Raw genomic sequence first — 18,506 nt, 5'->3', positions numbered from 1 at the left:
GATCGAGAGGGGCGCTGGGTTAGCAGGCAGCTCGCCTCACGCGCTGGCGGGCTGGTCAGGAAGCGCCCGCCCGCCAGGAACCACCGAGTTCGGCAAGATGTCTGCGCAATGCGCCGCGCTGCTCCTCAAGATCCTGCGAGGCGGGAGATAGAAGATAAACATTGTCCCGGTAGGGACGGAAACCCAGGCTCTCCCACCCCTGGGCGATTTTGGCGTTCACGCGGTCCCACTCGGCTCTGGCCGTCAGCCGCTGGCTCCTGAGATCGGTGATGCCGGGCGAACAGGCTACGGCCCGGCAGCCGGCCATGAGCCGGGTGATCACCTCGCAGGCAAGCACGGCCGCCAGGCCGTGCCCGCGCCATGGCGGATCCAGCGTCACGCGATTCATGACGAGCAGCGCTGAGCCGACGTACTCCAACTGTTCGCTGACTTCGTCGGTGAAAGAACCCGTCTCGGGATCAAGGAGGACCTGCGCGGTCTCGTACAGTTCCTCCGAGTCCTCCTCCATGGCCCAGTAGGCGTTGCGGCCCCGGTCGAGGTGCACCCGGTAGAACGTCATGGAGCCGACGACTACGTCCTCGACCGTGCACGAGGAGCAATCAGCAGTCGTACACCCGCTGGAGCTGACCGGCTCGTGATGTTCACCATGAGCGCGTCGGCGGTGCAGGACGGCCACGTTCCAGCACTCCAGCGTGTCCGCCTGGGGAGTGTCCCAGAGTCCGTCGTCGTAGGAGATGCGCAGGTGTAGCTCGGAGGGGTCGCCTGGCAGCGGGGAGGGCTCGGTCACGGTCGCAGCGTAACGAGGTGTCCGCGCGTTCGTGGATAACGGAGCCCCAGCTCAGAGGTGGCGTGCCCACACCCACGCCGGAGCGAGGAGTTCGTGCGCTGGGACCCGCGGTCCTTCGCCGAGCTGAAGGCCAGCTATTCCTCCCGATTCGTCCGCGGCAGCTCACCGCACGCGCGTCACGGTGACCACGGCATGCCTCGTCGTCCCCGCCAGCACCTCGACGAGCAGTCCGGACTCCGCCGCCGTGAACGACTCGCCCCCAGCCGCCCGACCTTGCGCGGCCGGAGCAACGGCCACCAGCGCCGCCGCGACCCGCGCGGCCAGCTGCGCCCCGAGCCGCTGAGACAATGCAACACGGCCGTCAGGCAACCGCACCGCCAGCGCCCGCGGCCGACCCGCCGCCCCCGTGAACCCCACCACCTCCGCGTCGATCGTCTCCGCGTGTCTGACCTTCTTCCACGACGACGACCGACCCGCCCGGTACGGCGACCGCCCCGACTTCGCCACCACCCCCTCCACACCGGAGCCGGTCAGCGTCTCGTACCAAACCCGGGCGACCTCCACGTCTTCCGTCGCCGACACTGCCTGAATTGGCGACCCCTCCGGCAGCCCGGCCACCATGTCCAGCATCAAGGCGCGCCGCTCCTCATACGGACGACCCCTCACGTCCCCGGTGGGCAACGACAAAACGTCCCACACGATGAGCAGCGCAGGGTGCCGCGCCGCCAGCTCCCGCGACCGTGCAGGCGAGGAAGCCGCCCGAGCCTGAGCGGCCTCGAACGACACCTGCCCGTCAACCACGACGACTGCCTCGCCGTCCAGGACGACACCAGGCGGCAGGGCCATCCCCGCCACGGCAAGATCCATCCAGGGCGTCGTCACGTCCCGACCCGACCGCGCTTGAAGTCGAACCGTCTCAGCCAGCCGCCACAAAACTGTCCGGTGACCGTCGAGCTTCACTTCATACCACCAGCGCGGCCCGGTCGGCAGTTGCGACACCAGCTCGGCCAGGGCGACGTCGACAGGGAACTCCACCCCGCCACCCTCAAACGCCGCCCGGACCGCCCGCGCGCCGGACTACTCCAGCAGGCCCAGCCACGTGTCCGGCCGACACTTCGAGCACGCCGGAACCTGCTGACGTATCGCGTCGCGTGCCTGCTCCCGCGTCGCCGCCATCTGGCGCTTACCCGGGTCCCAGCAGTCCCCCGTGCGCACCGCCACCAGGCTGCTCCGGTCAAGGCCCCGCTCGATCAGCCACTCCGGGGGCGGCAGTCGCTGCTCCTCGGCCTGCCGTCGCTCGGCCTCGCGACGCTCCTCGTCCGCGATCCACCGGTCTAGCTGCCGAAGGCTCGCCCGCGCCTGCTGCTCGACCACGCGGCGCGTGAACTGCAGCAGTTCCAGATAGGACGGGGTATCGCTCACACATTCGATTGCAGAGGGGCGGTTCACAAACACCGAGGCCCCCACATCCAGGAGGACGCTGTTGGCGGTCGCGAACAGCGTGTCCAGCTAGGGCTGCGGGGGCTCCGTGTAGTGAAGAAGGGTGGGTGCGGTCAGCTCCCGGTGTTGTCTTCTGTGTGGCTGTCGGTGCGACTGCGGCGTGCCACGGCGAGGGCGCCTCCACCGGCCGCGATCAGAACGGCCGCGCCGCCGATCAGCCACAGCGTCGCGTCAGCACCGGTGTGAGCGAGAGAGCCCGCCGGCGTCTTCGGTGTGGAGTCGCCGACCGGGGTGGCGGCGATGGCGGAGGTGTCGGTTTCCGGTGTGTCGCTATCCGACGCGGACGGCGTGGCCCTGTCCGTACCGCTGTTCGGCTTGCCTGGGCTGGAGGAGGGGGTGTCGGTGGGCGTGTGCGTGGGCTTACCCGAGGGTTCGGGCTTCGGGGTCGTGGTGGTCTTGGCGTTGGTGACGGTCACGGTCACCGGGTCGCCGGGACCAGCGGTGAACGTCTTGGTGGGCTTGTACAGGTCGTAGCCGGCAGGGGCTTTGATCTCCTTGACCCAGAACTGGGCCTTCCGGCTCGACATGGGCAGCTCTCCGGAGGCCGTGCCCTTAGCTCCCGTGGTCAGAATGAGCAGCGTCGAGCTGCCGGTGCCGATGTTCACGGTCGCGCCGGGCAGGAGCTTGCCGGTCTTGTCGTCCTTGGCCTGCAGGAGGACCTTGGCGGCCTTGAACGGATCGGTGATCGTCAGCCGGGTGGTCGCGCCCGGGGTGACGATGACGTCCTGGTCGGCGACGACCTCGTGCAGCGGGCTGCCGGAGGCCGTCTCCTTGAGCCGGTAGACGCCGGGCGCGAGGTCGGAGAAGGTCAGCTTTCCCTGTGCGTCGGTCTTCCCGTGTCCGGCTTCCTGGGCGGCGGAGTCGAGCAGCAGGAACACTGCGCCGGGCAGGGCGTCTCCGGCTGTGTCCCTGGTGGTGATCTCGACGCTGCCCGCGTCCGCGGCCGGAGTCTCGGCGGCGGAGGCTGAGGGGGTCGGTTCGGTGGGCTCGGCACTCGCGGCCGGTGCCCAGGTGAGGGTGCCGGCCGCGGCGACGGCGATGGCGGCGGCGGATCGGACGAGATGTGCGTGCACGAGGAAGGGGACTCCTTGATCGGTCGGGGGAGGTCAGCGGGCGCGGCCGGCGGGGTGGGGTGCGGACGGCAGAGCGGGCGGCAGATGGCTGGGCGGCTGCGGGGTTGCAGCCGGTGCGACGTAGAGGTGACGACGAGTGTGGAACGGGATCTGCTTCACGGCCCGATGCAGCGGTTCGGTGGAGATCAGCGAGGCGGTGAAAGCCGCAGCGAGGGTGGTGGGCGCGCCGGCAGAGAACTGGGCCTGCCAGTGCGGCTCGCTCGGGTATCCGCCCCAGGCCCGCCAGACCCGGACCGTCGGACCCAGTGGTGGCGTACCGGTGACGCACACCGCCAAGGCCCTCTGGTGGCAGAAAGGTCTGCGTACCGTCCGTTTTGACGCTGTGGCTCCAGCCGTGGGTGAGGAGCGGCGTGTACAAGGTGCCATCCGTCGTCGAAGGGGAAGGCCCAGATCGTCTCCAGGTCTGCCTGGCCGGGGCCGGCGAGGTGACGCGGGAGAACTCTCAGGTCTGGACAGGGTCGAGATTGTTGAAGGGGTCGCGTGGTGGGTCGGGCAACACGAGGAGATGCTCCTGCTGAGTAGGTGGCGCGGGGATCGGGACGAGGCTCAGCGGGTGCGGGCCCCGGCGGGGACGGTCGGCGGAGCTGGAGTGCTGCGCGACGTGGGGCTGGCCGCACGCTTGGGCGCGGAGGCAGCCCAGGCGCCGGGGAACCAGACGGCCGTGTACTGCTCGATGGCGTCGCGCAGCCCGGTGGTGACGGCTCCGTCCCACGGGGGGCGGCCGGGGCGGTGGTAGGTGCCGAAGGTGCCGTACTGCTTGGTGTTCGGAGGGGTGTTGGTGGCTTCGTCGCGGCGGTGGAAGGTTCCGTGGTCCACGAAGCTGAGTGCCACCGCGTCGATCTCCCCGCGTTCCGGGTGGACGACTGCGACACGCAGCCCGCCGTAGGTGTCCGCGTGGATGGTGCGGGTGAAGTCAATCCGCAAACGCAGCGGCGTGCCCGGCACGGGGGCGGCGTAGTAGGTGTTGCCCACGACGGCGTGCTCGTGGAAAGGAAGGCACAGCTCGGTGAAGAACTCGGGAGCCTGCAGGGACACGAGGGTCTCCGGTCGGAGTTGAGTGGAGTCAGCGGCGTTGGCCGGGCAGGGCATGTCGGCTGGTGGTGCTCCAGCGCGGAACGCTGGCCGCGGGAAGCGCGGCCGGGCGGCGGGACGCTGCGGCCCGCCGGACGTCGAGCGGGGTGGGCGTCGGCGGAGAGGGCGGGTGGATCGGGGAAGTCTGGGCGTGGTCCTTGACGTAGCTGGAAGTGTCGTCCCGCCATCGAGGCAGGGGTGCGGGGTCGGCCACGGCCTCGGTCACAGCTCGCAGAAGGGCTGCGGGGGTGTCGGTGCTGGCCGTGGCGTACCAGTAGGGCCGAGCTGAGGAGGTGCCGGCCCACAGGTGCCAGCGCGCGTCGCGGGTTTCCAGCTCGATCGCCGGGTCGAGGTCGCCGGTGGTGTATTCCAGCGTGGCGAGCCCGTCGGGTGCGGTGATGGCGAAGGTCCTCAGATCCGGGCGGTCGAAGCACCAGCCTCGGTTGATGAGCGGGTCAACGGCCTGGAACGGGTCACGGTCGGTGCTTCCGGCAAGCGGGCGGGCAAGGTAGCGGTCTGGGCCCTGCCGGTACGCCTCGGCGAGGGCGGTGGTGAAGGCAGTGACGAACTCCGTGGGCGCGCTGTCGTTGAAGCAGACGCCCCAGGCCGGTGGTCCGAAGGCGTCCTTGTAGGCGTTGATGCGCCACAGTCCGTCGTCGTCGCCTTCGGGGAGGTAGCCGAGGCGGACCTTGCCGTCGGGGGCCGTGAGGTAGGCGTTGCCGAGGTGGTCGTGGTGCAGGTCCCAGCCGAGGTCGCGCAGCGGGTCAAGGCCGGGGTCGCTGACCGCGGTGGAGCGGGCCAGGTGGCGTGGGGAGACGTAGACGTCGCCGTCGATGGTGTCGTGGTCGTCGTGGGGCACTGAAATCCTGAGGGGGGAGGAAGCGGGTCAGTTCGGGGGCTGCAGGGCGGCTGCGAGGTCGGTGGGGTGGCCGGTGTAGTGCAGGGTGCGCAGGCCCAGGTGGCGGGCTGCATGGCAGTTGTCGTCTCGGTCGTCCACGAAGAGGACGCGGTCGGGGTCTGCGGCGCCGGTGGCGTTCATCGCGTGCTGGTAGGTGGCCGGGTCGGGTTTGCAGACCTGGAGCCGGGCCGAGTAGAAGGCGTGGGTCATCAGGCGGCGCCACGGGCGGCGGTCGAGGACATCGCTGAGGTGGCGGGGTGCGTTCGACAGCAAGACCAGCGGCAGCCCGGACTCGTGGGCCTGGTGGAGAACATCGATGACGTGATCGTCGCTGGACGTCCACATGTCGGTATCGGCGTCGCGGAGTTCACGCAGCCTGCGAGCGCCGGGGTGGTGGTCGAGGACCGTGGCCCAGTACGCGAGGTCGCTGAGGTGGCCTGCGTCGTAGGCGGTGCGGGCGGTCCAGAAGGCGTGTTAGAAGGCGGGGAGGCCGTCCTCGGGCCACAGGGCGGTGCGGGCCAGGCGGAGCCACTGGTCGGTGGTGGGTTGCAGGCCGATGACGCCGTTGTAGTCGAGGATGACGGCGTCCAGGCCCGCGTGGGCAGTGGTGGGTGTCAAGGGGTGGTGTTCTCCAGGGCGCGGTGGGCGAGGGCGGCGACGGCGGCTGCGAGGAGGGCGGGCAGCAGCAGGGCCGTGGGCAGGGTGGTGGCGCTGGCCAGGGCGCCGATGAGGGCCGGTCCAGCGAGGAGGCCGAGGTAGCCGGTGGCGGTGACCGTGGCCATGGCCTTGGCGCCTCCGGCTCCGGCCGCGGTGATGAGCGAGGAAACGGTGGTGGACAGGCCGAGTCCGAAGGCCGCCCACCCGGCCAGCGCCAGTGGGTTGCTGCTCCCGATGACGCCGATGGTCAGTCCGGCCGTGGCGAGAAGGGCTCCGGCCCGTACGACTGTCGGGGCGCCGAAGACAGCGGCGAGCCGGTCTCCGGTCAGCCGTTCGGCCGCCATGGCCGCGCTGTACAGCGCGAACGCGGTGGCGCTCGTGGCCGTGGGGGCGCCAAGGGTGTGCAGGTGCACGACGGCCCAGTCAGCGGCGGCTCCCTCGTCCAGCAGGCTCGCAGCGACAAGAGCGCCAGAAGCCAGAGCTTTCCCGGCGACGGAAGCAGGGAAAGCTTCCCGGCGCCAGCGTGCATTGCGGGGCGGTCTGCGCCGCTCAGGCTTCGGGTGACCGGCATCGCTGCGACAGCGGCCCCGGCCAGGAGGGCGCCTGTTGCGGTGAAGAGTGTGCTGTGCGGGGCCTGGGCGGTGAGGGCGGCCAGGGCGGCGCCGGCGAGGGCGCCGAGGGAGTATGCGGCGTGAAGACCAGACATGATGGGCCGGCCGAAGGCGTTCTGGCAGCGGACGGCCGCAGCGTCGGCTACATCGAGGACGCCGTGCGCGAGACCGAACACGAGAGCCGCCGCCAGCAACGCGGACAGGCTCTCGCCCTGCCCCACCAGGACGAGGCACCCGGCCAGGGCGATGGACCCACTGGTGAGCTGGGCTGGTAGCCGCACCGGGCGGGCGTAGCGGCCTCCGAGCTGCAGTCCAGCGACCATGCCGACGGCGGCGGCCAGCAGGACCAGGGCCAGCCCTGCCGTGCCGAGGTGGGCAGCCTGTTGCACGGCGGGCATCCGGGCGCCCCACACCGCCATGATGGCCCCGAGGCCGAGGAAGTACCCGGTCAGCAGCGCCCGGCTGTGCCGGTCGGACGCAGACACCACGCTCACGCCGCGGTGCTGCGGGTGCCGGGGGCCCGGTCGAGGACCGCGGTGACAGCGCGAGCGGCCTGCTGAGCGCGTGCACGCGCCTCCTTGCTGGTGGCGGCGGTGGTGATGAGGTAGCCGAGCCGCCCCGTGTACAGGTTTCCTCCGTCGGTGGGGAGGAGGAGCTGGTCGCCGGTGCGGCGCTGGAACTGCAGCCGGTCCAGCCACGTCGGGCAAGGTCCGTCGTAGGTGAGGTGGGTGAGGGTGCCGGAGGTGTCCGGGTAGAGGAGCCGGATGGCGGCGGCCGAGGACCTGGTGGGCGTTAGGTCGGGGGCATGGTCGCAGGCGATGTCGGCGGCGGCACGGGGCAGGTCGATGCCGGTGGCGAGACGCACCAGGTGGCCGATCATGTCTCCGGCCAGGCGGGCGTTGACCTCGATCAGGCGGGGTCTGCCGTCGACGAGGCGCATCTCTATGTGGCTGACGCCGTCGGTGATGCCGAGGGCGTTGATCGCCGCCCGAGCGGCCGGCGCGACGCGCTCCCGGAGCGGGTCGGCGGCGTCCACGCTGTGGGCCAACTGCTCGAAGTGCGGCGGGGGACTGAGGGTCTTCCGGTTGACCGCCACCACCGTGGTGGCGCCACGGTAGGTGACGCACTCGACGGAGATCTCCGGCCCGTCGAGGAACTCCTCGACGAGGACGCTGGTGCTCTCGGTCCCCTGGCTGGCCGTCCGTTCGGCTGCCTGGTAGGCGGCCGTGAGCTGATCACGGTCATCGACGCGGCGCACGCCGATGGCACCCGCGTGTGAGGCAGGCTTCAGCACCACGGGATAGCCGATCCGTTCGGCGACGGCTTCGGCCTCTTGGCGGGTACGCACGCTCACCGAGGCGGCCGAGGGCACGCCGTGGCGGGCGAACAGCGACCGAGCGGTGGCCTTGTTGCGGCACCCGTGCATCACTTCGGGTGCGGTGGTGGACAAGCCGAGCTGGCGGGCGAGTCGGGCGGTCGGGACCACACTCCACTCGTCCCAGGTCATGACACCGGCGAGGTCGTGGCGTGCGGCCAGGGCCCGGCCCCCTGCCAGCAGCGCACCAGGATCGCTGAGGTCCACGACGGTGTGATCGGTGATGTGCGGCTTCTCCCACGAGGGTTCGGTGCCGGTGAGCAGCACGACGCTGTAGGCGTCGGCGACCTGCTCAAGGCAGTAGCCGCGGTAGTTCTCATCTCCGGGAGCGACGACAAGTACAACAGGGCGAGCGGGCAAGAGGTAATTCTCCGTATCGAGGGACGGCAGGGCAGGGAAAGGGGGTGTCTCAGGCGGCGCGGCGACGGCGCAGCTCGAACGCGTCGACCCAGTGGGGGTGTTCGTCGATCAGACGGCGGGCGTAGAGAGCGGTGAAGTTGTTGTTCAGCCCGGCGACGCCGTACGGGAGTTGGCGGCGAAGGTCTTCGAAGAGGTCCTTGAGGCTGATCCGGGTGGCTCCGGCGGCCAGTCGGCGTGCGGCGTCCTTCACGGGCTGGGGACAGCCGGGTCAGGCGCGCAGGACAGGGTCGGTGCGCAGGCGGGCGAAGGCGCAGAACAGGCCGAGTGTTTGCAGGGCGGCGCAGGCGGTGATGACGTGGCCCAGCGCTTCGGGCGGGGTGAGCGCGGTGAGAACGCCGGCGAGGGGGAAGGGCAGCAGGAGGATGAGGATGGTGGCCGACAGGGTGCTGCCGAATGCCTCTGGGGGGATCAGGCGGGAGCGCAGCGTGCGCAGGACGACCGCCAAGCCGCCGTCGGCTGCCATCAGGACCGCGACCATGAACAGGTAGGACAGGTAGTCGGGGGCCAGGGCGGCTGCGAGACAGGCGAGCGAAGCGATGACGGAGCAGGCTGCTCCCACCGGCCACAGTCCCAGGCGGTCCAACGCGAACCGACAGACGGTGACGGCCACCAAAGTGGCCGCCGCTGCGGCGGACCACACCAGGCCGACGGCCGTGGTGGACTGCCCGAAGTGCTGGACGACGATCACCGGACCGGCTGCCTGGAGAAGGCCGATAGACAGGTTGGACAGGGTCAGCCCGGCCACCAACCAGCCGAGCGTGGGGAGCGCGCGGATGGTGCGCCACCCGGTGACGAGCCCGGCGCCGGGCCGGCCCTTCGGCGCGCGGGCCGGGGCCACGGGTGAGGGCGGGGTGCGCAGGGCGAGTAGCGCGGCAAGCAGCGAGAGCACGGTGACCATCGCGAGCATTGACGGCGGCCCGGCGAGCAGCAGCACGCCAGCGAGCGCCGGTCCGGCCAAGGTCGCAGTCTGGTCGATGCCGAGCAGGGCAGCCTGGACACGGTGAGCCCGAGGTCCCGCTCGGCGGCCGGCGGCGGCACCTGCAGTTTCGACGGCGATGTAGCTGAACTCAGTGAGCACACCGGTCGCCGCCGCCATCACCATCACCGTCACGCTCGCCGCAGCACCGGACGGGTAGAGGTACAGCAGGACAGCGCCGGTGGCGAGAGCCAGCGCCCGTCCCAGGGAGGCGAGGTGGAAGACCACCGAGGCGCCGCGTCGGTCGACGATCGACCCGGCCCACCCGAACGCTGCCAGGCGCGGGATCCACTCCAGGGCGAAGGCTGCCCCTGTCAGTACGGCGGATCCAGTCGTGGCCAGAACGAGCAACGGGATGCCGTAGGTGGACATCGCGAACGCCAACGCGTCCGCCGTGCGCGGCAGGTAAATGCTGCTCATCAGCCCGGCCGTGTGGCGTGCGTGCCGGGGTGTGACCGCTGCGCTCACGCGGCCCGCTCGGGCTCGGCCCTGGTCACCTGGGGGTTGCCGACCAGCCACTGGCTCAGGTGCGTGCGGACGCGCGCTAGGTCCGCCTCAGCCTCCGCGCTGATCGGGTGCGCGTTGGGCAGGGGTGCGGGGCGGTCGGCGTTCCCGGGGGTGAGTGAGGGTGCCAGCAGGCCGAGAACGTGCTGGATGCGGCTGCTGAACTCGCAGACGGCGGCGGGGGCCGAAGAACGCCGCGCCCACCGGGCTAGCGCGTCGTACAGGTCGGCCAGTTCCATCCCGGAGTCCGTGAGTTCCAGACCGGCGCCGGGCGCGACCCGGACGAGGCCGTGGGCGCGGGCCGTGTCGGATGCACTGCGCAGTTGGTGCGCGGAAAGGTCGGGCAGGGTGCCGGCGAGCCGTCGCGGCGGTATGGCACCGTTGTCGTCGATCTCGGTGATCAGACGGATCAAGGGGCGTGAGGCCAGCAGGTCGATGACCTGGCGCGCTTCGGCAGGGGGGAAGGAAGTGCTCATCGGCGCGGGCCTCCCGCCGGGATGGCTGCCGTCGGGCGGCCGGTGGCAGCGTGCGAGAAGAGGTCGCGGTGGTGCCACACCGGGGACGACCCAACCGCCCGAGCAGGGGGAAGCGCCACGGGCGCCGGCCGTGACGGGCTGCTGACCCACGGCCTCGGCGCGCTCTTGGCCTGCGGTTGCCCCCAGACGGGGTGGCTGGCTGCCTGGTCGAGGGGGTGCCCGGCGGACCAGGCGGACAGCGTGCCGAGGACGGGGCCCAGGGCGTCGCCGGCGGCGGACAGCCGATAGGGCCGGCCGTTTCCCTCGGTATCGGCCAGACCGTCGGCAACGAGCTGGCGCAACGGCGGATAAATGTTGGTCCAGTCGCTGCTGGGCATCACGATCCGGGCCAGAACCCGGCCACTGACCTCCTTACGCGACTTGAGCACCCACAGGGTGGCGGCGGCATGGCGCCGGGTGAGCAGGGTGAGGCTGTCTTCGATCTGCTCGATCGCGGCCAGCGGGCGCTCCGCCTTCTCCAGGTGCTCTTCGGCCCAGGTGACGATCATCGGCAGGACCGGCAGCAGGGCAGTGGCTCGCTCGGTGTGGCCGTAGGTGACGTGCCGTGCGGTGTGTTCGGTGCGCTCGACGAGACCGGCGTCGCACAACGACTTCAACTTGGGGTGGAGCTGGCCGTTCTGCAGCCAGGACACCTTGGTCGCCAACTCGCTGTAGCGCAGCGGCGGGCCGGAGAGGGCCAGCAGGATCCTCACGTTCCAGCGCGGGGTGATCATGGCGAGGGCCTCGGTGACCCGGGCGATGTCGGCGTCGGCATCGGGGGGCAGAGCGGTGATGGCCAAGGGAGGAACTCCTGGGTGTTAGAAGGGGGAATCGCCTGGGGGTCGGATCAGCGGCTGTGCGCCGCGCTCTGCGCCATAAGGGGCGCGGCCGGAGCAGGCGGCGCGGGAGTCGGAGAGGCAGACGTCGGGGCCGGGACGCGGGCCAGGCTCTGCAGGACGGCTGCGACCGATGTGGCCTGGGCCTCGCGGGCGGCGACGGCTTCGGCGAGCCGGCGGGTGCCGTCGAGGAGGTGGGACACCTCGTGCGGGCCGATCTGCCGCTCGGGGTGGACGAGCCGGGCCAGCTGGTCGCGGTGGAATTCGATGCTGCGCTCGGCCAGGGCGAGGGCGCCGTGCATGCCGAGCAGGGCGGACAGCATGCCGGGTGGCTGGTCCTGTGCATGGGCTTCGAGGTCGGCGAGCGGTGCGCCGTACAGTTCCTCGATCCGGTCGGCTATGTCGGTGGACGTGAGGTGGGGCAATCGGGGGCTTTCACGGTCGGCGGGCCCGGGCCGCCCCGGCACGCTGGGGTGCCGGGGCGGCAGACGGGGGCAGGGTGGCGGTGGCCTTGAGCTGTGCCGTGCGAGCGGGCCGGGTTTGCTCTGCAGGCGGGGGCATGATGCGCAGCAGCTCGCCGAAGGCTGCCCGGTAGCCGTCGCGGGCCTCCACTGCTGCTTCCAGCCACTGCGCGTCGAAGCGGAGCTTGTCCGCCGACAGTTCGCCCATGTCCCGCTCGGGGTCCATGTCGGCGTGGACGCGGTCGCGGACGCGGGCGACCTGCTCCTCGGTGAGCGCCAGGAACGAGCGCAGCTCCAGGGCACGGGCTAGCTCGGGTGAGGCATCGTGGCCGGCAGCAGCCTCATACAGCTCGGGTACCGGGTTCCCGAAGACCTTCTGCAGGTCGCTGTCCATGGTGCTGGCCTTGTCCCGGCTCATCGGGCGGACCTCGCCGGCCGCCACGCCGACGCCGGTGCGAGTGTCCCTGCCGGCCGGTTGGGGGCGCTGGTCTGCACCGCCGGGCCGCTTCGGGGCCGGAGGCGGGCCAGGCGCTCTGCGGCGAGGTCCTTCTTTCCCGGGGCGTCCGGGTCGAGGAGCCACCGCACGACCGTGGCCCGGCCGTCGCGCGTGGTGACGGCGGCGTTCACCCGATGGGCGAGGCCCATCGTCGGGTCGTCGACCTCGCTGGGCTGGGTCTCAAGGGCGGCGAGGAGGTCGTACTCTGCGCGCTCCAGCACGGACTGGGCCTCGACGAGCAGGCCGTGCCACTTGACGACGTCAGTGGCGTCGGGGCTCGCAGTCGGAGCGGCGGCGACCGCGGCCTTCAACTGGTCCATGCCCATGTCGAAGCGGGCCTCGATCCGTTCGGTCAGCACGCCCACGACATCCGCAGACTCATCGGATATGCCGTCGGTCAAAAGGGATCTCCTGTTCTGGATGGGCCGGTGCCTGCGGAATGTGAGGGGCGGCTGTACTCGGTGCCCCGCCGCTGGGCGGGACGTGCTGGATCCGGTCAGTCAGTCCAGACACATGCGGACGTCGCGGTAGACGTAGGTACCGGAGCCCCATCCCTTGACGCCGGTCGTCTTGTCCGTGATGTAGAGCCAGTTGCTGCTCTTCTTGGACACGCTGAACTTGTGGCTCTTGTAGAGCACACCGAGCGCGGTGGTCTTCGAGCTGGCCTTGGACCGGATGGTCACTGCCTTGGTGTGCAGCGCGTACGGGAGCGGCGGCAGGTTGTAGCAGCTAACGGCAGGGGTGGCGGTTGGTGCGGTGGGTACGGTCGCGGCGCTGGCGGGCGTGGCGGACAGCGCCGGCAGCGCGAGCGCGCCGAGCATCGCCGCGGATATGGCGATTCGGATGGAGCGCATGCGGAAGAAACCTCCGTGAAGGCACAGGGAATGCGGGGAAGTGGCCGCGGGAGTTGTCCCGGCGGCTGTATAAGAGTCCGGAGAATCGGCGGTTTGGCTAACCGGCGATCGTCGGCTATGTTGCGCCGCCCGCGCCTGGAACAGCGCTCAGCGAGAGCGGCTGGGCGGGTGCGGGGCAGGGACCTTCGCTACACCTGCCGGGCGGCTGGGGGTGGCTGCCGGGCGGACCGGCGGGAGCGGCCCGGCCTTGCCGGTGAGGCGGTCGTCGCACCACTGCAGGGCCTCTCCGGCCGTGTCGAAGCCGCCCTCCCGCAAGGTGTGCGTCCACGTCTCGGTATCGACCTCCTCGACCACCACGCGGAACGGGCTGGGGACTTGCTCGTCCTGTGCACGCAGTACCACGACGATGACCATGTCGTCCGGGTCGTCGCTGGTATAGGAGTAGCCCATGGCGTAGTGGTCGCCGTCGCCGACGAGGCGTCGCTCCAGTGCTCGCGTGGCCTCGTCCGCCGGTGGCGGGCCCAGTTCGGGGTGGAGGCCGATGGCGTCGGGCGGGCAGCCGCGGTGGATGAGCCAGGACTGCGCCATCGCGGGCAGCGGCAGCTGAGCGTGCTCGAAGCTGAACATGCGCTTCTCGTGGTCCCGTTGCAGATGCACGGCGAGCACCTGGGGCATGCCGGGGTGGCCCCAGGTGGCGGAGCGGTCGAATAGCACGTAGTAGCTGTTCGGGCCGTCGTTATGGGTGGCGAGGGGAACGAGCGACTCCTCGTGAACGCCGACCGTGCGGTAGAAGTCGAGGTATCGCTTCTCGTCGGAGTCGAAGTCGTCCACCTCAAAGTCGACGCGGGGGGTGGACTTCCGATTCGGGACCGGTTCGGTGGGGGGCAACAGGAGCCTTTCGGTGGATCGGTGCAGTTCAGCGCCGCTTCGCTGGAGTGGACGGCGGGGCGCCGGGGCGAGCCGGGCTCGTCGGCGCATGTGTTGCAGGAGTCCGGCGGGCGTCCAACAGTGCGGCTCGTCCGGCGTCGGTGAGGGAGACGGGCTGGCCGGCGTGCACAGGGTGGCTGGTGTCCCGGACGGTGAGGCCGGCGCGTTCCAGCTGCTGCATCTGGGGATAGGGGATGCGGGTGCCGGAGGAGGCGGTCACGGACAGTCGCCCTGTCAGCAGGTGTTCGTGGAGCTTGGCACCGCCGGCGATGGCGAGGAGTGCCGCCCGGTCGTCGGTCGAGAGTCGTCCTTCGTCGGGCGTCGATGCTGCGGCGGCGGCCTCGATGGGCTCCAGGGCGGCGAGCGCCTCTTGGGCGGCGGCGTCGCGCGCGTTGGCGGCTTCCTCCAGCTGGTCCACGGTGCGGTCGATGCGTGCGAAGAGGGCACCGTCGACAGGGAACTCACCGCTCGTGAGACGGTTGAGCAGCTTGAGGTAGAAGGTGACGCCGATCTGGGCGTTGGCCAGGGTGCGGTGCCGGTCGACCAGCTGGGTGTGTGGCTCGTCGAGGGCGCCGCGGTCGCGGTAGGTCCACAGGGTGTCGATGTCGTGGCCGGTGACCGCTTCGAGGCGGTGGTCGAGCTGCGTGACCGCACGCCGGGTGGGTGTCGGCGCGGGTTGAGGGGGCATGGGTGGCGCTCCGTGCGTTCAGCGGGTGGGATGGTGCGCGGGGTTGGGTGCGGGACGGGGCAGGCCCGGCAGTGCGGCAGGCGGCGGACCGGGCCGGGGCTTGGGAGGACGGGTGGTCAGCTGCGGGGAACGCGAGCGGGCCGCGTGCGTCCGAGCGCTCAGTGGCCGTCGGGTCATCCCCAGGCGGCGACCGACCTCGTCGTAGACGTCGTTGCCCGCACGCGGCCGTACCGCGACGACGTGAATCTCCTTGGGGTGGGCGGATTCCGCGGGCGCCGGGCGGACGCCGTAGACGACGCGCCAGTCCTTGCGGCCGTCCACGAACAGTTTCCGGAATCCCTCCAGGTCGCCGTCGAGGCGCTGTCCGAAGCGCTGGGCGTTCACGACTTCCTGCAGGTAGGCGAGGGTGAGGTCGCGGATATCGCTGGGGGCTTGGAGGAGGTCGGTCAGCGCGCGGGGGTCGAAGCTCAGTCCGAAGGCGGGCTGTCCCGCTCCCGCGGTCATGACGTCGGCTCGCCCGGCTCGGCAGTGCCGGTGCCATCCGCCGTGGCCGCCGTCTCGGTGCGCACGGACGGCGGCGGGCCGGGCAGGAGACGGTGCGCGGGCCGGTCGGGGGAGGTCATGCAGGCCGACAGCGGTCCGCCCGGCGCGCGGATCGCGGCGATGGCGTGGGCGAGGAAGTCTCGGTGCCACACGAACAGGCCGGAGAGCCCGGCTTCGGGGTCCTTGTGCTGCTGGTAGGCGAGCCACAGGGCGTGGAGCCAGGCCACGACGTCGTCGTGTTCCTGCCACTGCAGGCACCAAGGTGCCGCGGTGGTGACCTCCGCCCCGTAGACCGGGAGGAAGAAGTCGTCGACCCAGTCTGAGAGGGCGTCGAGTTCGTCTTCCCGTTCCTCCCCGTCCAGTTCAAGGATCGGGCGGGGCTCCGGCGGAGCGGCGGCCGGAGGCCCGCCGAACCCCGGCACGCCGAACGCGGCGAACGGTGATCCGCTCGGCGCCGGCGCGGATGCGAGGTGGTCGAGCTGCTGAGCCTGTTGCGCCGACTGCTCCATGAGCCGCCGCACGCTCGCCTCGATTCCCTCCAACTGCGGATCCGGAATACGAACCAGCTCCAACTCCCCATCGTCAGAGGGCCTTGCGGATTCAGACATTGAAAGTTCAGCCTCCTACGAGACACGGGTTGGGAGAAAGACGAAGGCGTCCTTGCACGGACCGGGCAGTGAAATTGCACGTCCGCTCCGGCGGTGCTCCGCCGGCGGCTCAGCGGTGAGCCGGTTGCCTTGGCCGCAGGAGAGGACGCGGCTCAGGTTGCGAGAACCACGTCGTCCTTGGTGAGGGTGGCGCGGATCGTCTCGGTGAGCCGGTCGGCCGCGATCGCCGCGTAGTGCTCGGTCTTCTCCACGCCGATGAAGTCCCGGCCTTCCAGCAGGGCGGCGACGCCCGTGGAGCCGGAGCCGGCGCAGAAGTCGAGGACCGTGCCGCCTTCGGGACTGACCTTGACCAGCTCGCGCATCACCTCGACCGGCTTCTGCGTGATGTGCTGGCGCTTGGACCCCGAGGGCTGCGAAGCCGAGTACATACCCGGTAGGTAGACCGGGTTCCGGGAGCCGTCGATCGGCCCCTTGGACGCCCAGACGATGAATTCGCAGTTCTGGGTGAACCGGCCCTTCTGGGGCCTGGCCTGCGGCTTGTGCCAGGCCAGCACACCCCGCCACAGCCACCCGGCCGCCTGGATCGCGTCCGTCGTCGTGGGGAGCTGGCGCCAGTCGGTGAACAACAGCGCGGTCCCGCCGGTCTTCGTCAGCCGGTGCGATTCGGTCATGATCTGCGTCAGCCAGAATCCGTAGGAGCGCTGGTCCATGTTCTCGCCGGTGAAGTCGGCAAGGTCGTTCTTGGCATCGGCGGAGGTATACTTCTGCTTCGCGGAGCGGGTGGTGCGCTCCTTCGCGGTCCGGCCGCCGCTGTTGTACGGCGGGTCGGTGATGACGGAGTCGACACAGCCGTCCGGTAGGCCGGAGAGAACGGCCAGAGCGTCGCCCTGGTGCAGGGAAAAAGGCAAAGAGGAACCCCTATTCGGGTGCGGAATCGCGGAGTGAAACACCCCCTCGCGCAAACGTCCTCGCGGGCCGGAACTGGGCATACAGAAGCCCGTGGCCGCAGACCGAGGAGGGCGAGGCGGAGTCAAAAAACTGTAGAGGCGAATCCGCCGACGACCAAGAAGCCCTTATCGATGTACCGGTTTCCGGCACCTCACGCCGAGCTTTTTGGTCAACCGCCGATCCGCACCTACTGTTTTTGAACCGCCCGGCGCACACCGCCGCTGGCTACATCCTCGCCACACCTAGCTCACAGCACGGCCGCGCAGAGCGAGCGGCAACTCCCCCGCACCTGCCCGCCTCCGATCGCCCACCCCGGCTGCCGCGCCCTTCCACCACGCCTCGCGCACGCGACACGCCGGACACCACATCCCGAAGGACTCGTTCATGACGTCTGACCACCCATCCATGCCCGAGCCCGCTGACCGGCGAGCGGTCCGCTCGGGTTGAAGGCACTCGCCGCCGGCATCGGCGTCGTCTTCCTCTCTCCGATCCTGCTCGCCGGCACCGGCATGATGCTCGCCTCCTCCGCCGAAGCCGTACAGAGCAGCAGCTCCTTCAGCAACTGCCTGACCGACATCGACAGCGACAAGGTCGCCGAGCAGGTCACCAAGATTCTCGACGGCTCGTCCGGCAAGGACGTTGCCATTGAGGGCCTGGACCTGCCCGCCGAGCAGGTCCCCAACGCGGCGACGATCGTGGCCGCCGGCCTCTCGCTCGACGTTCCCAAGAAGGGACAGATCATCGCGCTCGCCACTGCGATGCAGGAGAGCCGGCTGCGCAACCTGGGCTACGGGGACCGCGACTCCCTCGGTCTCTTCCAGCAGCGTCCGTCCCAGGGGTGGGGCAGCGCCCAGCAGATCCGCGACCCAACCTACGCGAGCGAGCAGTTTTTCAAGCACTTACTCAAGGTGGACGGCTGGCAGCAGATGACCGTCACCCAGGCCGCCCAAGCCGTGCAGAAGTCTGGCCTGCCGGACGCGTACGCGCAGTGGGAGAACCTGGCCACCGCGCTGCAGGCCGCCGTCGTCAAGACCTTCCCCGGCGCCGGGAATGCCACGGATGACAAGGACGAGAAGCCGTCGACCAGTACGACCGGCTGCGCGCCGGGCCAGGACGGTTCCGGCTTCGGCCGCATCCCCGAAGGGAGCGTCCCCAAGGGCTATTCGATCCCCAAGGACGCCGACGCGAAGGCCCGTAAGGCCATCGAGTGGGCGATGCACCAGCTCGGCACGTTCTACCAGTGGGGCGGATCCTGCACCAACGCGCACGGCCCCGACCCCATGGGCCGCTGCGACTGCTCCAGCCTGATGCAGCAGGCGTACGCCCATGCTGGCATCACGCTCACCCGCACCACATACACGCAGGTCAACGAAGGCAAGGCTGTCTCGCCCGCTCACCTCAAGCCTGGCGACCTGATCTTCAGCCGCGGTACCGCCGCACGGCCTGAGCACGTCGGCATGTACATGGGCGAGGGCCTCGTGATCGAGGCTCCGCGCACCACCAAGCCGGTGCGGATCACCCCGATCAAGGACTGGGACATTCTCGCCGTCCGCCGCGTCCTCTGACGCCGCCCCGCCCGGTGTCAGCCCGGGCGGGCCGGGCTGACGCGGCCACTTCCGTGCCCTTCGCTCGCCTCTCCCTCCGCTTTCACTTTCCGGTTGGGCCTCGCCGGGCCCGCGTATGCAAGGAGCCTTGCGC

The 18,506-nt window shown here is 70.5% G+C and carries 21 protein-coding genes and 3 pseudogenes; 1 reads left to right on the top strand and 23 read right to left on the bottom strand.

Features of this window, described 5'->3' with window-relative positions; genetic code table 11:
• Positions 1 to 55: 55 nt before the first annotated feature.
• The 23 genes and pseudogenes from GA0115242_RS00360 to GA0115242_RS00250 all read right to left on the bottom strand — a co-directional run bounded on the left by GA0115242_RS00360 (position 56) and on the right by GA0115242_RS00250 (position 16,768).
• Positions 56 to 787, bottom strand: a complete 732-nt coding sequence (locus tag GA0115242_RS00360) for a hypothetical protein (RefSeq protein ID WP_093823237.1) — start codon at positions 785 to 787, stop codon at positions 56 to 58.
• Between the two features lie 162 nt (positions 788 to 949).
• Complete coding sequence (locus tag GA0115242_RS00355) at positions 950 to 1,822, bottom strand: ATP-dependent DNA ligase (RefSeq protein ID WP_256089308.1); 873 nt, start codon at positions 1,820 to 1,822, stop codon at positions 950 to 952.
• A 42-nt stretch (positions 1,823 to 1,864) separates the two neighbouring features.
• The gene (locus GA0115242_RS00350; RefSeq protein WP_161352893.1) at positions 1,865 to 2,209 is read right to left on the bottom strand and encodes a DUF6233 domain-containing protein; all 345 of its coding nucleotides are present in this window, start codon (positions 2,207 to 2,209) and stop codon (positions 1,865 to 1,867) included.
• 131 nt (positions 2,210 to 2,340) lie between these two features.
• A complete protein-coding gene (locus tag GA0115242_RS00345; RefSeq protein WP_093823235.1) occupies positions 2,341 to 3,360 on the bottom strand; it encodes an MSCRAMM family protein in 1,020 nt (339 codons plus the stop codon).
• Positions 3,361 to 3,393: 33 nt separating this feature from the next.
• Positions 3,394 to 3,786, bottom strand: coding sequence for a DUF317 domain-containing protein (locus tag GA0115242_RS00340; protein ID WP_237548515.1), 393 nt, complete (start codon positions 3,784 to 3,786; stop codon positions 3,394 to 3,396).
• 180 nt (positions 3,787 to 3,966) lie between these two features.
• Positions 3,967 to 4,455: a hypothetical protein gene (locus GA0115242_RS00335; RefSeq protein ID WP_093823233.1), complete on the bottom strand. Its 489-nt coding sequence runs from the start codon at positions 4,453 to 4,455 to the stop codon at positions 3,967 to 3,969.
• Between the two features lie 28 nt (positions 4,456 to 4,483).
• On the bottom strand, positions 4,484 to 5,350 hold the full coding sequence (locus GA0115242_RS00330) for a DUF317 domain-containing protein (protein WP_093823232.1): 867 nt from the start codon (positions 5,348 to 5,350) through the stop codon (positions 4,484 to 4,486).
• 27 nt (positions 5,351 to 5,377) lie between these two features.
• Positions 5,378 to 6,007, bottom strand: a pseudogene (locus GA0115242_RS00325) (HAD family hydrolase).
• Positions 6,004 to 7,151 (bottom strand): annotated as a pseudogene (locus GA0115242_RS00320) (MFS transporter). Before GA0115242_RS00320 ends, GA0115242_RS00325 begins: the two co-directional pseudogenes overlap by 4 nt.
• Positions 7,148 to 8,392 carry an ATP-grasp domain-containing protein gene (locus tag GA0115242_RS00315; protein ID WP_093823230.1) on the bottom strand — a complete coding sequence of 415 codons (1,245 nt, stop codon included), beginning with the start codon at positions 8,390 to 8,392 and terminating at the stop codon, positions 7,148 to 7,150. The pseudogene GA0115242_RS00320 and the gene GA0115242_RS00315 overlap by 4 nt, the downstream one beginning before the upstream one ends.
• Before the next feature lie 49 nt (positions 8,393 to 8,441).
• A pseudogene (locus GA0115242_RS00310) lies at positions 8,442 to 8,633 on the bottom strand (hypothetical protein); the annotation flags it as partial.
• Between the two features lie 27 nt (positions 8,634 to 8,660).
• Complete coding sequence (locus GA0115242_RS00305; protein ID WP_202554773.1) at positions 8,661 to 9,848, bottom strand: MFS transporter; 1,188 nt, start codon at positions 9,846 to 9,848, stop codon at positions 8,661 to 8,663.
• Positions 9,849 to 9,892: 44 nt separating this feature from the next.
• Positions 9,893 to 10,408 (bottom strand): regulator, encoded by a 516-nt coding sequence (locus GA0115242_RS00300; RefSeq protein WP_093823226.1) that lies wholly within the window; start codon positions 10,406 to 10,408, stop codon positions 9,893 to 9,895.
• Complete coding sequence (locus GA0115242_RS00295) at positions 10,405 to 11,247, bottom strand: winged helix-turn-helix transcriptional regulator (protein ID WP_093823224.1); 843 nt, start codon at positions 11,245 to 11,247, stop codon at positions 10,405 to 10,407. Before GA0115242_RS00295 ends, GA0115242_RS00300 begins: the two co-directional genes overlap by 4 nt.
• A gap of 47 nt (positions 11,248 to 11,294) precedes the next feature.
• On the bottom strand, positions 11,295 to 11,708 hold the full coding sequence (locus tag GA0115242_RS00290) for a hypothetical protein (RefSeq protein ID WP_161352891.1): 414 nt from the start codon (positions 11,706 to 11,708) through the stop codon (positions 11,295 to 11,297).
• A 10-nt stretch (positions 11,709 to 11,718) separates the two neighbouring features.
• Entirely contained in the window at positions 11,719 to 12,162 is a 444-nt protein-coding gene (locus GA0115242_RS00285; protein ID WP_107461302.1) for a hypothetical protein, read from the bottom strand.
• Entirely contained in the window at positions 12,159 to 12,641 is a 483-nt protein-coding gene (locus tag GA0115242_RS00280; protein WP_093823223.1) for a hypothetical protein, read from the bottom strand. Before GA0115242_RS00280 ends, GA0115242_RS00285 begins: the two co-directional genes overlap by 4 nt.
• Positions 12,642 to 12,740: 99 nt before the next feature.
• Positions 12,741 to 13,094 (bottom strand): SH3 domain-containing protein, encoded by a 354-nt coding sequence (locus GA0115242_RS00275; protein WP_237548514.1) that lies wholly within the window; start codon positions 13,092 to 13,094, stop codon positions 12,741 to 12,743.
• 147 nt (positions 13,095 to 13,241) lie between these two features.
• Positions 13,242 to 13,985: a hypothetical protein gene (locus GA0115242_RS00270; protein ID WP_093823264.1), complete on the bottom strand. Its 744-nt coding sequence runs from the start codon at positions 13,983 to 13,985 to the stop codon at positions 13,242 to 13,244.
• A gap of 25 nt (positions 13,986 to 14,010) precedes the next feature.
• Positions 14,011 to 14,709: a hypothetical protein gene (locus GA0115242_RS00265; RefSeq protein WP_093823221.1), complete on the bottom strand. Its 699-nt coding sequence runs from the start codon at positions 14,707 to 14,709 to the stop codon at positions 14,011 to 14,013.
• Positions 14,710 to 14,727: 18 nt separating this feature from the next.
• The gene (locus tag GA0115242_RS00260; RefSeq protein ID WP_093823220.1) at positions 14,728 to 15,213 is read right to left on the bottom strand and encodes a hypothetical protein; all 486 of its coding nucleotides are present in this window, start codon (positions 15,211 to 15,213) and stop codon (positions 14,728 to 14,730) included.
• Entirely contained in the window at positions 15,210 to 15,761 is a 552-nt protein-coding gene (locus tag GA0115242_RS00255) for a DUF4913 domain-containing protein (RefSeq protein ID WP_161352901.1), read from the bottom strand. The genes GA0115242_RS00260 and GA0115242_RS00255 overlap by 4 nt, the downstream gene beginning before the upstream one ends.
• A gap of 251 nt (positions 15,762 to 16,012) precedes the next feature.
• Positions 16,013 to 16,768: a DNA-methyltransferase gene (locus GA0115242_RS00250; RefSeq protein ID WP_093823217.1), complete on the bottom strand. Its 756-nt coding sequence runs from the start codon at positions 16,766 to 16,768 to the stop codon at positions 16,013 to 16,015.
• A gap of 483 nt (positions 16,769 to 17,251) precedes the next feature.
• Here GA0115242_RS00250 and GA0115242_RS00245 point away from each other — a divergent pair, with 483 nt between their 5' ends.
• On the top strand, positions 17,252 to 18,373 hold the full coding sequence (locus GA0115242_RS00245) for a C40 family peptidase (RefSeq protein WP_093823215.1): 1,122 nt from the start codon (positions 17,252 to 17,254) through the stop codon (positions 18,371 to 18,373).
• Positions 18,374 to 18,506: the final 133 nt, after the last annotated feature.

It is taken from the genome of Streptomyces sp. SolWspMP-5a-2 (assembly GCF_900091845.1).
Classification (GTDB): Bacteria; Actinomycetota; Actinomycetes; order Streptomycetales; family Streptomycetaceae; genus Streptomyces; species Streptomyces doudnae.
Note: the sequence above shows the minus strand (reverse complement) of the source record. Positions and strands in the feature narration are given on the sequence as shown.